Raw genomic sequence first — 11720 nt, forward strand, 5'->3', positions numbered from 1 at the left:
TGCATGACCATACACGACCATGCATGACCGTTCATCCGCCGGGCTGTGCTTTCGGTACAGAAAGCGCAGCTGTCCGCCGCAGCCTTCGGTACGGAAAGCGGTCAGGCGACGGGGTCCGCATCGCCGTAGGGGCGCAGGCGGAGCTGGCGGGCGGCGTCCTCCGGCGTGACGGCGCGGACCGTGTCGAGGTCGTCGCCGCCGGCCCGCAGGAAGCGGCCGGACCACTGGTCCAGCTCCCCCGCCGCGATGGCCGTCACCAGCTCGACCACCCTCTCCGGCGGGGTCCAGTCGGTGAAGCCCTGCCACATCGGCATGGAGCGCGTCATCGGGGTGTCGACGACGCCCGGGGCGACGTCGAAGGCCCGCACGTCGGAACCCTCCAAGCCGCCGGCCAGCGCCTCCGTCATGCGCATCAGCGCGGTCTTGGCGACGGAATAGGCGGAGTACTCGGGCCGGGCGCGCACGCTCATGCCGCTGGCCAGGTTCACGATCCGGCCCCGGTTGCGCAGCACCATCCACGGCACGACCGCCCGGCAGAGCAGGAAGCCGCCGCGCACGTGGCTGGACACGACGTCCCACCACTGGTCGGGGTCGGCCTCCCAGAGCGGCACCTCGAACTCGTCGATCAGGCCCGCGTTGTTGACCAGCAGGTCGACCGAGCCGAGCTGCTCCACCACCTGCGCCACGGCGGCGTCCACGGCGGCGCGGTCGGTGACGTCGGCCGCCACGGCGAGCGTGCGTGCACCGGTCGCCGCGGCGACCTCGTCCATGGTCGTCGCCAGGCGCTCGCCGTTCCGCGCCAGCCCGGCGACCGCCATCCCCCGCGTCGCCAGCCCCTCGACGAGGTGCCGGCCGATCCCGGTGGAGGCGCCCGTGACGAGGGCGACCCCGGTCAGGTCACCCACGCAGCTCCGCCCCCGTGCGGGCAGCGGCGGCCGACACGGCCGCCTCGCGCACGGCGGCGGCCTCCTCGCCGGTCAGCGTCCGATCGGGTGCACGGAGCGTCAGCGCGAACGCCAGCGACCGCGAGCCCGCCGGCACCGGAGCGCCGGTGTAGACGTCGAACAGGCGCAGGTCCTCCAGCAGCTCCCCCGCTCCCTCGCGGAGGGCGCCGGCCACCGTCGCGGAGGGCACGTCGTCCGCGACCACCAGCGCCAGGTCCAGCAGCACCGGCGGGAAGCTCGAGACCTCGGGCGCGACCGGCACCTGCGCGCCGGGCAGCGCGTCGAGGTCGAGCTCCATGACCGACGTCCGGGCGGGCAGGTCGAGCGCCGCGCAGACCCGCGGGTGCAGCTCGCCTGCGTGCCCGACGACGGTGTCGCCGACCAGGAGCTCCGCGCAGCGGCCGGGGTGCCAGGGCGCCCGCTCCCCCGCCCGCACGGTCAGCTCCACGCCCGAGGCGGCGGCGACCAGTCGGGCCGCCTGCACGGCGTCCGCCCACGTCGCCGGACGGCCGGCCCCCCACCAGCCGCGGGGCTCGCGGTTGCCGGCCAGCGCGACCGCCACGTGCCACGGCTGCACCGGGACGGCGCCCAGCACGGCGGCCAGCGTCTCGTCGTCGGGACGGCGGTCGACGCCGGGCACCGGGGCGGCCGAGCGCTCGCCGCCGGGGAAGACGGAGCCGTGCTCGAACAGCGCCACGTCCCGCTGGCCGCGCGAGAGGTTGCGGGCCAGCGTCGCCAGCAGGCCGGGCAGCAGCGTCGTCCGAAGGGCCGGTTCCTCCTCCGAGAGCGGGTTGCGCACCACCACGACCCGGCGGCGCTCGTCGTCCTCGGGGAGACCGAGCGCGTCCAGCGCCGGCGTGCCGACGAACGGGTAGGCCGGGGCCTCGACGTAGCCGGACTCGGCGAGCGCCCGCCCGACGCTGCGCCGCCGGCGCTGCACGTCGGTGAGGCCGCGGCCCGAGGGCGCGGTGGGCAGCACCGACGGGATGTCGTCGTAGCCGGCCAGGCGCACCACCTCCTCGACCAGGTCGGCGGGGTCGGTGAGATCGGGCCGCCAGGTCGGCGGCGTGACCGCGAGCGGGGTCGAGGTCGCGTCGACGTCGCAGCCCACGGCCTGCAGCAGCTCGACGACCTGGGCCGCGGTGTAGGGCACCCCGGCGACGCGGGCCGGCCGCGCGGGGTCGAGCGGGATCGCGGTGCGCGGGGCACGGGTGTCCACGTCGACCAGGCCGCCGACGACCGTCGCGCCCCCGTACTCGGCCAACAGCGCCGCCGCCCGGGCCAGGGCGACCACCGTCATCTCGGGGTCCACGCCGCGCTCGAACCGCTTGGCGGCCTCGCTGGGCAGCCGGTGCCGGCGGGCGGTGCGGGCCACGCCGGTGGGCTCCCAGTGCGCGGCCTCGAGCAGCACGCTCGTGGTGCCGTCCCCGATCTCGGTGGACGCCCCGCCCATGACCGCGGCCAGCCCGATCGGACCGGTGTCGTCGGCGATCAGCAGGTCGTCGGTCGACAGGGCGCGCACGGTGCCGTCGAGGGTGGTCAGCTTCTCGCCGTCGCGGGCCAGCCGGACGGTGATCGGGCCGGTGACGGCGTCGCGGTCGAACGCGTGCATCGGCTGCCCGAGCTCGAGCATCACGTAGTTGGTGACGTCGACGGCCAGCGAGATGCTGCGGACGCCGGCCTGCGCGAGCCGCCGCCGCATCCACCAGGGGCTGGGCGCGGTGGGGTCCAGCCCCTCCATGGCCAGCATGGAGAACCGGTCGCAGCGCTCGGGATCGGCGACGGTGACCTGCCAGGCGGGGGCGCCCGACCATGCGGGCGGGGTCACCGCGCCGGGGTCGCGCCAGGGCGCCGCGAGGCCGGTGCCCATCTCGCGCGCGATGCCGCGCATCGCCAGGCAGTAGCCGCGGTCCGGCGTGACGGCCAGCTCGATCACCACGTCGTCCAGACCGGTCACCGGACCCGCCGGCGTGCCGGGCGGCGGGACGTCGGCGCCGTCCCCACCGAGCACCAGGATCCCGCTGTGCTCCTCGCCGAGCCCCAGCTCGCGGACGGAGCAGATCATGCCGTCGGAGACGCGGTCGTAGGTCTTCCGGGCGGCGATCGCGAACCCGCCGGGCAGGACGGCTCCGGGCAGCGCCACGACCACCGTGTCGCCGGCCGCGAAGTTGGTGGCGCCGCACACGATGCCCCGGGGTTCCGCCTCGCCCACGTCGACCTGGGTGTAGCGGATCGGCTTCTTGAAGCCGGTCAGCTCCTCGATCTCGAGCACCCTGCCGACGACGAGCGGCCCGGCGACCTGCTCGGGCCGGTGGATCTCCTCCACCTCGAGGCCGAGGCGCACGAAGGCGGTGTCGAGGTCCTCGACCGTCGTCCCGGCCGGCACGTCGACGTACTCGGCCAGCCAGCCGATGGGGACCCGCATTACTGCTCCACTCCGAACGCACGTGTGAACCGGACGTCGCCCTCGACCATGTCCCGCATGTCGGTGATGCCCGACCGGAACATCAGGCCGCGCTCGATGCCCATGCCGAACGCGAACCCGGAGTACTCCTCGGGGTCGATGCCGCAGGCGACCAGCACCCGCGGGTTGACCATGCCGCAGCCGCCCCACTCCACCCAGCGCGGACCGTCGCGGTGCTGCGGGAACCAGACGTCGAACTCGGCCGACGGCTCGGTGAAGGGGAAGTAGGACGGCCGCCACCGGGTCACCGCGTCGGCGCCGAACAGCGACCGGGCGAGGTGGTCGAGCGTGCCGCGCAGGTGGGCCATGGTCAGGCCGCGGTCGACGGCCAGCCCCTCGACCTGGTGGAAGACGGGGGTGTGCGTGGCGTCGAGCTCGTCGGTCCGGTACGTGCGGCCCGGCGCCACGACGTAGATCGGCGGCGTGCGCGACAGCATGGTGCGGGCCTGCACCGGGCTGGTGTGCGTGCGCAGCACCAGTCCGGAGTCCTCCGGCGCGACGAAGAAGGTGTCCATCATCGTGCGGGCCGGATGGTCGGCGCCGATGTTGAGCGCGTCGAAGTTCAGCCACTCGGCCTCGAGCTCCGGGCCGTCTGCCACCTCGTAGCCCATGCCGACGAAGACGTCGGCAATGCGGTCCATGAGGGTGGTGATCGGGTGCCGGGCCCCCGCGGGGTGCGGTCCCAGGGCAGCGTGACGTCGACCCGCTCCTCGGCCAGCACGCGGGCGTCCCGCTCGGCCTCGAGCTCGGCCAGCCGGACCTCGTAGGCCTCGGTCACGGCGATGCGCGCCGCGTTCACCCGCTTGCCGGCGTCGCTGCGGGCGGCCGGCGGCAGCGCCCCGAGCTCGCGGCGGGCCAGCAGGACCGGCGCCCGGTCGCCCAGGTGCGCCGGGCGGACGGCGGCCAGCGCCGCCAGGTCCGCGGCGTCCGCGAAGGCCTTCCGCGCGGCGGTCACCGCGTCGTCGAGGGCCTCGGGCGAGAGCGCGGCGACCTGTTTGGGGTCGTAGGGATCGTTGGCGCCAGACACGGGAGGCCATTCTGCCCGCCGGGGCCGCCGGTCCGCGCCTGGGTTGCCCGAGCCGCCGCGATCGCTGTCGATAGTGTTCCGGCATGGCCTGGGTGGCGCTGGTGGTCTCCGGCCTGTTCGAGACGGTCTGGGCGGTGGCCCTGTCCGAGTCGCGGGGCTTCACCCGCCCGGGGCCGCTCGTCGTCTTCGTCGTCGGCCTGCTCGCGAGCATGGGCGGCCTGGCCTACGCCCTCCGCGAGATACCGGTCGGCACCGGTTACGCGGTGTGGGTCGGCATCGGCGCGGTGGGCACCGCCATCTACGGGATGGTCGCCCTCGCTGAGCCGGCGAGCATCCTGCGCATCCTGTGCCTCGTGCTGATCGTCAGCGGTGTGGTGGGGCTGCAGATCCTCCACTGACCGTTCCGACGCTCAGGGGATCTCCCACTCGTAGGAGAACTTCTCGATCTTCAGGATCAGCGACGTCTCGACGTCCGTGATGCCGTCCATGGGACCGAGGACCTCCGTCGCGAACCGCACGACGTGTTCCTGGTCGGCGAAGAAGGCCTCGAGGATCAGGTCGTAGCGACCGGCCGACAGGCCGCAGTACCGCACCTCGGGACGCTGGGTCAGTGCGTCGGCGACCTCGCGGAGCGCCCGCAGCTGCACGGAGATGCCGATGATGGCCGAGACCGTCAGCCCGGCCAGCCGGGGGGTCGGTACCGCCACGATCTCCACGAGGTCGGACTCGATCAGCGCGGCGAGCCGCTTGCGCACGGTCGTCTCCGTGACGCCCAACCGCCGCGCGACCTCCGTGTTGCTCATGCGGCCGTCGACCTGGAGGAGCCGCAGGATCTCCCGGTCGGTGTCGTCGATCGTCGCCTTGTGGAGCGGCGTGGCCACGTCAGGAGACGCCGGCTCCCGACCGTCACCTGCGGGATCGGATCGGCGAGTCATGTCCGCACCCTACGAGAGGCCGACCGGTCGCCGCGGCGTCAGTAGATCTGCGTCTGGGTCAGGCTGCGGTACCGCTCGGGATCGCGCCGGCGGATCGTCGCCGTGACGACGACGCCCACGCCGAACGCCAGCGGCAGCAGGCCGACGAGCAGCACGTTCACCCAGTCGGTCCGGCCACTGAGCAGCTCGAAGTTGGCGACGACGAGCCAGGTGGCGACGGCGAGCCCCACCAGGCTGACCAGCGGAGCGACGGTCGTGGCCCATGGGGACATGCCGTGGTCGCCGGCGTGCCTGCGGAAGAAGACGACGATCGCGACCGCGCAGAGCGCCTGCAGCACGATCACGGCGAGGATGCCGGGGCCGACCATCAGCAGGAAGAGGCCGAGGTATGGATCGGCACCGGCCAGGACGAACAGCCCCGCGACCACGACCGCGAGCGCCGCCTGGAAGCCGCTGGCCAGGTACGGGGAACCGTGCTTCGGGTGCACCCCGGCCAGCCGCTGGGGCAGCAGTCCCTCCCGGCCGAGGGTGAACAGGTACCGGGAGGCCGTGTTGTGGAAGGCCAGCGTCGAGGCGAACGCGCTGGTGATCAGCAGGATCTCCATCACCACGGTGGCGCCGTGGCCGACGTACTGCTCGGTGGCGATGAAGAACAGCTCGGTCGGGTTCGCCGACGCCTCGGCGACGACCTGTGACTCCCCGAACGCGACGACGGCGATCCAGGCCATGAACGTGTAGAAGATGCCGAGGAAGCCGATGGCGAGGTAGGTGGCACGGGGCACGGTGCGGGCAGGGTCCCGCGTCTCCTCGGCGTAGATGGCCGTCGACTCGAAGCCGATGAAGGCACCGAACACGATCGCGAACATCGCTCCCGTGCCGCCACCGGCGAACACGGCCGACGGGTTGAAGGCGCCGAAGCTGAAGCCCTCGGGCCCGCCCTGGATGAGGACCGGGACGGCGAGCACCAGCAGGATGGTGACCTCGGCCAGCAGCGCGATGCCGAGCACCTTGGCGCTCAGCGAGATCCGCCGGTGCCCCAGGACGGCGACGATCGTGACCGCCAGCAGCGAGAAGAGCGGCCACGGCACGTCCACGCCGGTCAACCGCGCGACGGTCCCCGAGGAGAACGCGCCGAACGCACCGAGCTGGCCGATCGCGATGGCCGAGTAGGCGCCCAGGGCGAGGAACGCCGCGCCACCACCCATGGGCCGCCCCAGGCTGCGGCCGATGTAGGAGTAGAACGCCCCGGGATTGCGGATGCGCAGGGCCATGCGGGTGAAGCCCACGGCGAACAGCAGGAGGACCAGGGCGGCGACGAGCTGAGCGCCGGGCGCCCCGATGCCGCCGATCAGGAAGGCCAGGGGGGCGAACCCGGCCACGACCAGCAGCGGCCCTGCGGCTGCCACGACGAAGAAGGCCAACTCGAAGGGCCCCATCGTCGTGCGGGACAGGCGCGGCGTCCCGGCGCCGTGCTGGGACGTCCCCGCCCCTGGGGACGAGCCGGAGGTGGGTGCGGACCGGACGGGATCCGAGGTTGCCACGGGTTCTCCTGCGGGTCGGTGGGGCAGGGACGAAAGCGGTTGGAGGAGCCGGGCCGGGGGGTCAGCCGGTGGAGTACCGGGCGCCGTAGGCGTCCGCCGCCGCGGCGAAGCAGTCGAGGTCGGGGCGCAGCACTCCGGCCCCGATCTGGCCGCCGTCCCGGCCGGCGAGGCCCCCGTCGATCACGGGGACGACGCCCGTCCGCAGGACGGCGAACAGGTCGATGCCGACCGGCGCCCCCCGGAAGTCCAGCGGTGGCAGGAGGAAGTCGGGGTGCTCGCCGACGGTGATGGCGTACATCGCCTCGTTGTTCTCCCGCATGCGCGCGGTCGTCCCGCCCTGGTAGGCCTGCAGGGTCGGCGCGCACACCTGGGCGAACCCGCCGAGGCCCACCGTCTCGGTCACACAGCTCTCGCCGCCGATCCACTCGGCGTCGTCCGCGGTGAAGCCCTCGAAGAAGCGGCCCTCGAGGCGCGGATGGAGCCCGCGGAACCACTCGTCGCCGAGCCCGCTGACACGGATGGCGAACTCGCGGGAGTTCAGCGCCATCCCCGTCAGGACGCTGCTGAAGGGGACGCCGTGCGCCGCATCGGCCGTCGCCTTGGCCGCGGCCATCCCGACGCGCAGGAACGCGTACTCGTTGCGGGTGAGGAACTCGAGGACCGCGCGCGCCGCCGAGGAGTGCTCGGTGGTCTCGAGGTCGAGGAACGCAGGGGTGAGCTCTCGGGTGAGCAGGAGGGTCGCGGCGGTGTTGCGGCTGTGCAGCTCGTCCCCGAGCCGCAGGGCACGGGCCATCAGCGGCTTCAGCCGGATCGGCCCGCTGCGGCGCAGCGCCTCGGCAAGCAGCGGCCCCATGACGTGCTCCAGCCAGCGCAGGCCGCGGACCACCTCGTCGCCGTACGACCCGTAGTTGAGGCGGTGCCGGCTCTCCCCCTCGTAGAGGTTGCAGAACGCCGTGTTGCCGTGCGCCTCGTCGCGCACCACGAGGACGGGCATCGAGGCGGTGTAGATCCCCGCGACCGACCCGATGCAGGCGTGCTGCTGGGTGGTGCGCACACGCACCCGTCCGGAGCGGATGGCCGCTTCGGCGTCCTCGGCGTCGGTGGCCAGTCCCTCGTAGACGGCGGCGTAGAGGACCGCACGACGCTGGCCGCCGGTGTACTCGTCCCACTCCAGGGGAGCGCCCGACGTCAGGATGGTCGACGGCGTCATGTCCGGGACGACGTCACCGGCCGGGGCGACGTCGACGAGGACGGGCTCGGCGCCGACCAACCGGGCCAGGGCCTCGGCGTTCGCCGCGCGCCGCCGGTCCTCGACCTGCGCCGACAGCTCGGACGACAGGGCCTGCTCTCCGACGCTCACCGCCGCGGCCTCAGATGCGCTGCAGGTAGGTGCGGGTCTCCCAGTCGGTGACGACCGACCGGTACTCGTGCGCCTCCTGCCGCTTGTAGTTGAGGTAGGTGGCGTGGAAGTCCGGCCCGAAGACCTCCTTGGCGACGTCGTCGGTCTGGAACTCGTCGAGGGCCTCGTCGAGGGAGCTGGGGAGATCGAGGTTGCCGTAGGCGGCCAGCTCCTCCGGCGCCAGCTTGTAGGTGTCCCGGTTGATCGGCTCCCCGGGGTCGAGCTGGCGCTTGATGCCGTCGAGGCCGGCGGCGAGCACCATGGCGATGCCGAGGTGGTAGTTCACCGCGCTGTCGGCCGTGCGCACCTCGAGGCAGTGCCGGTTCACCGGCATGCGGCACATGAGCGTGCGGTTGTTCTCTCCCCACGCGCGGTGCACCGGCGCCCAGGAGATCTCGTCCATGAAGCCCTTGCTGGTGAAGCGCTTGTAGGAGTTGACGGTCGGGCAGATGACGGCGTTGATGGCACCGGCATGCGCGAGCACCCCGGCGACGAAGTGCCGGGAGAGCTCGCTGTAGGCCGGCGTGCCGTCGCCCGCGGCGAAGACGTTCTCGCCGGATTCGAGGTCGGCGAGGCTGATGTTGATGTGCGCCGCAGAGCCGAAGTCGTCCTGGAACGGCTTGGGCATGAAGGTCGCGATGCACCCCTGCTGGCGCGCGACGTGCTTGGCCATGAGCCGGAACAGCACCATCCGGTCGGCCATCGTGAGGGCGTCGGTGTAGTCGAAGTTGAACTCGTACTGCCCGTCGCCTCCCTCGTGGTCGAAGGAGTACACGCCCCAGCCGAGGGCGTTCATGTGCTCGACCACCGGGCCGAGGAACGGCTCGGCGAGGATCGTCGCCTCGAGGTCGTACCCCCGGGTCGGGGAGTTGATCCGGTCGCCGGGGACCAACGGTTCCCAGCCGTCCGCCGTCTCGCGGACGACGTAGAACTCCGGCTCGATGCCGACGTTGGCGATGAAGCCCGCGGCGGCCGCGGCGTCCACCTGGCGGACCAGCACGTTGCGCGAGTCCTGCTCGTAGGGCTCCCCGTTGAGGTGCAGCCGGGTCGGCACCAGGGCGTAGCGCGGGTCCCACGGCAGAACGGTGAGCCGGTCGAGATCGGGGATGCCGGCGCACTCGTCCTCGTGCGGCCCCAGCTCCCCCATGCCCTCCAGCGCGCCCACGGTGTAGAGCTCGGAGCCCTGGGCCATCGACGGCAGCGAGGCGACCGGCACGCACTTGCTCTTGGGGACGCCGTGGATGTCGGTGTACCAGCCGAAGACGTACTTGACGCCCCGCTCGACGAGTTCATCGCGCAGGACGAGGGCTTGCGACATACATCACTCCCGGATCGAATTTCGTCCGATCATGGCAGTGACGGTGCGGATGTCAATACCGCCCTTTGCAAGAAGTGCGCTTTTCCGTCGACAGTGCTCGTCAGGGTTCGGTGCGTGCGTCGAGCAGCTCCACGGGGAACGGTGGTCGGCCGACGCCGGTCACCCGCGTGTTGCCCCAGTGGTCGCGCTCGGTGGTCACCGCGCGCGCACTGGCGTGCGTCGTGCGGATGACCACGGAGGCGTGCAAAGGGAGCGCCGTTGCGAGCCGGCCGTTCCAGACCACGCGCCCGGCCAGCGGGTCGAACCGGGCGGCCAGTGCGGCATGGGCCGCCAGCGGCTCGGCGCCGTCCGCCGTGACGGTGACCTCGCCGTCGTAGCCGTCGGGCTCGTCGTGGCTCATCGGGTCAGTCGGGCATCGCCGGCAGCAGGGCGGTCAGACCGAGGTCGGCCAGCGCGGTGAGCTGTTCGACGAGCTCCGCCGCCGACACCTGCCGGGTGCCCGACCACCAGTGCGCGGCCAGCTGCACCATGCCGACCACCCCGTACGCCCACGTCATCGCCGGCGCGGTGGGACGGCCGGCGGCGCCCAGCCGCTCGGCGATCAGCCCGCCGAGGGTCTCGGCGATCCGCCGCTCCGTGCCCGCGACGAGGTCCGCCCGGCCGGAACGGCCGGCCTGGGCGTAGGCGAACCGGTAGAGCTCCGGCTCGTCCTCGATGAGCTGGACGAACGCGGCGATCATCACGTGCAGGCGGGTCCGGTCGTCCGGGCGCTCGACGGCCAGCTCTCCGAGCAGTCGCGGCAGCAGGATCGCGTCGGAGATCCGCTGCAGGACGGCGTCGATCAGCTCTTCCTTGTCGCTGAAATAGCGGTAGATGACGGTCTTGGAGACCCCCGCGCTGCGTGCCACGTCGTCGACGGAGAACTCCGGGCCCGCCTGCCGCACCGCCTCGACGGCGGCCGCCACCAGATCCTCCCGGCGGGCTCGACGGTGCTCGGTCCAGCGGGCGCGGCGCCCGTCGAGGGCGGGCAGCGGCGCCTCGACCGGCTCGCCGGCGCGGGGCGGAGCCGGAGGATCAGCCACCCGTTGCATGTGTTTCACGGTAACAGCTACCTTTCCTCACACCTGCACTCGACGTCCTGGGGGACCCCGCGATGACCGCAACCATCTCGTCCACCATGCCCCGCCCGACCGCCGGTCAGTCGGGCCGGACGCCGGTGGATCGTCAGGAGCTGTCCGCGCGGCTGCTGGGCTCCGCGGCGAAGCGGTCCTACGACCCCGTCGTCGACATCGACTGGGACGCCGCGATCCCTGGCGGCCTCTACGGTCTGTCACCGGAGTGGTCGACGCTGTACGGCACGCCGATGTGGGACGCGTCGAGCGAGGAGCAGCGGATCACGCTGACCGTCCACGAGTACTGCTCGATCTCCGGGGTCGGCATCTGGTTCGAGCATCTGCTCATGCAGCTCGTGCTCCGCGACATCTACGGCGACGACCCCGCCCAGCCGCACGTCCAGTGGGCGCTGACCGAGATCGCCGACGAGTGCCGGCACTCGGTCATGTTCGCCCGGACGGCGCAGAGGTTCGGCGCTCCGTCGTACCAGCCGCCGGGATCGATCCTCCGGCTCGGCAAGGCGTTCGCGGCGAAGGCGAGCGGGCCGGCCGCCTACGCGGCGATCCTGGTCGTGGAGGAGATCCTCGACATCTTCCAGCGGGACCTGATGAAGGACGAGCGGGTGCAGCCGCTGACCCGCGCCACCAGCCAGATCCACGTCGTCGAGGAGGCGCGGCACATGCGCTTCGCGCGCGAGGAGATCGCACGGCGGGCTCCGGAACTCACCTCCTGGCAGCGCCGGAAGCAGCGCACGATGATCGCCGCGGTGTCGGCGATCGCGGTGGAGAACCTGGTGCAGCCGGGCGTCTACGCGGCCGCCGGTCTCGACCCGGAGAAGGCGCGGGCCGCCGCCCGGGCCAACGACCACTACCGCGACAAGCTCCGGGAGGCGGCCACCGGCCTGGTGTCGTTCCTCCGGGAAGTCGGGCTCATCGGCGGTCCCTCGGAGCGCCTCTGGAAGCGCGTCGGGCTCGTCTAG

Annotated in this window: 12 protein-coding genes; 2 read left to right on the top strand and 10 right to left on the bottom strand. The window is 72.8% G+C overall.

Going from position 1 to position 11720, the window contains the following annotated elements:
* Positions 1-101 precede the first annotated feature (101 nt).
* From MVA48_RS04725 to MVA48_RS04740, 4 genes are read right to left on the bottom strand one after another with little or no spacing between them, the layout of a single operon-like run.
* The gene (locus MVA48_RS04725) at positions 102-905 is read right to left on the bottom strand and encodes an SDR family NAD(P)-dependent oxidoreductase (protein WP_246986353.1); all 804 of its coding nucleotides are present in this window, start codon (positions 903-905) and stop codon (positions 102-104) included.
* Positions 898-3369, bottom strand: coding sequence for a phenylalanine--tRNA ligase subunit beta (gene pheT, locus MVA48_RS04730; RefSeq protein ID WP_246986355.1), 2472 nt, complete (start codon positions 3367-3369; stop codon positions 898-900). Before pheT ends, MVA48_RS04725 begins: the two co-directional genes overlap by 8 nt.
* Positions 3369-4049 carry a phenylalanine--tRNA ligase subunit alpha gene (locus MVA48_RS04735; protein ID WP_246986357.1) on the bottom strand — a complete coding sequence of 227 codons (681 nt, stop codon included), beginning with the start codon at positions 4047-4049 and terminating at the stop codon, positions 3369-3371. The genes pheT and MVA48_RS04735 overlap by 1 nt, the downstream gene beginning before the upstream one ends.
* Positions 3971-4435 carry a hypothetical protein gene (locus MVA48_RS04740; RefSeq protein ID WP_246986359.1) on the bottom strand — a complete coding sequence of 155 codons (465 nt, stop codon included), beginning with the start codon at positions 4433-4435 and terminating at the stop codon, positions 3971-3973. Before MVA48_RS04740 ends, MVA48_RS04735 begins: the two co-directional genes overlap by 79 nt.
* Before the next feature lie 83 nt (positions 4436-4518).
* Between MVA48_RS04740 and MVA48_RS04745 the strand changes: the two genes are divergently transcribed.
* On the top strand, positions 4519-4833 hold the full coding sequence (locus tag MVA48_RS04745; RefSeq protein WP_246986361.1) for a DMT family transporter: 315 nt from the start codon (positions 4519-4521) through the stop codon (positions 4831-4833).
* Between the two features lie 12 nt (positions 4834-4845).
* Here the strand turns inward: MVA48_RS04745 and MVA48_RS04750 are convergent, their stop codons facing one another.
* The 6 genes from MVA48_RS04750 to MVA48_RS04775 all read right to left on the bottom strand — a co-directional run bounded on the left by MVA48_RS04750 (position 4846) and on the right by MVA48_RS04775 (position 10719).
* Positions 4846-5316: an Lrp/AsnC family transcriptional regulator gene (locus MVA48_RS04750; RefSeq protein ID WP_246986363.1), complete on the bottom strand. Its 471-nt coding sequence runs from the start codon at positions 5314-5316 to the stop codon at positions 4846-4848.
* Between the two features lie 92 nt (positions 5317-5408).
* Positions 5409-6911, bottom strand: a complete 1503-nt coding sequence (locus tag MVA48_RS04755; RefSeq protein ID WP_246986365.1) for an APC family permease — start codon at positions 6909-6911, stop codon at positions 5409-5411.
* A 61-nt stretch (positions 6912-6972) separates the two neighbouring features.
* A complete protein-coding gene (locus MVA48_RS04760) occupies positions 6973-8271 on the bottom strand; it encodes a DUF1116 domain-containing protein (protein WP_246986367.1) in 1299 nt (432 codons plus the stop codon).
* 10 nt (positions 8272-8281) lie between these two features.
* The gene (locus tag MVA48_RS04765) at positions 8282-9628 is read right to left on the bottom strand and encodes a glutamine synthetase family protein (RefSeq protein ID WP_246986369.1); all 1347 of its coding nucleotides are present in this window, start codon (positions 9626-9628) and stop codon (positions 8282-8284) included.
* A 100-nt stretch (positions 9629-9728) separates the two neighbouring features.
* Positions 9729-10028, bottom strand: a complete 300-nt coding sequence (locus MVA48_RS04770; protein WP_246986371.1) for a DUF4873 domain-containing protein — start codon at positions 10026-10028, stop codon at positions 9729-9731.
* Between the two features lie 4 nt (positions 10029-10032).
* A complete protein-coding gene (locus MVA48_RS04775; RefSeq protein ID WP_246986373.1) occupies positions 10033-10719 on the bottom strand; it encodes a TetR/AcrR family transcriptional regulator in 687 nt (228 codons plus the stop codon).
* Between the two features lie 62 nt (positions 10720-10781).
* On the opposite strand from MVA48_RS04775, the gene MVA48_RS04780 reads away from it, so the two are divergent.
* Positions 10782-11720: an AurF N-oxygenase family protein gene (locus tag MVA48_RS04780; protein WP_246986375.1), complete on the top strand. Its 939-nt coding sequence runs from the start codon at positions 10782-10784 to the stop codon at positions 11718-11720.

Source organism: Blastococcus sp. PRF04-17 (assembly GCF_023016265.1).
Classification (GTDB): domain Bacteria; phylum Actinomycetota; class Actinomycetes; order Mycobacteriales; family Geodermatophilaceae; genus Blastococcus_B.

Bases quoted from the DNA above. Each gene is read 5' to 3' on its own strand.
- MVA48_RS04735 (WP_246986357.1), bottom strand. From the start codon at position 4,049: ATGGACCGCATTGCCGACGTCTTCGTCGGCATGGGCTACGAGGTGGCA.
- MVA48_RS04775 (WP_246986373.1), bottom strand. From the start codon at position 10,719: ATGCAACGGGTGGCTGATCCTCCGGCTCCGCCCCGCGCCGGCGAGCCG.
- MVA48_RS04745 (WP_246986361.1), top strand. From the start codon at position 4,519: ATGGCCTGGGTGGCGCTGGTGGTCTCCGGCCTGTTCGAGACGGTCTGG.
- MVA48_RS04780 (WP_246986375.1), top strand. From the start codon at position 10,782: ATGACCGCAACCATCTCGTCCACCATGCCCCGCCCGACCGCCGGTCAG.
- MVA48_RS04770 (WP_246986371.1), bottom strand. From the start codon at position 10,028: ATGAGCCACGACGAGCCCGACGGCTACGACGGCGAGGTCACCGTCACG.
- MVA48_RS04765 (WP_246986369.1), bottom strand. From the start codon at position 9,628: ATGTCGCAAGCCCTCGTCCTGCGCGATGAACTCGTCGAGCGGGGCGTC.
- pheT (WP_246986355.1), bottom strand. From the start codon at position 3,369: ATGCGGGTCCCCATCGGCTGGCTGGCCGAGTACGTCGACGTGCCGGCC.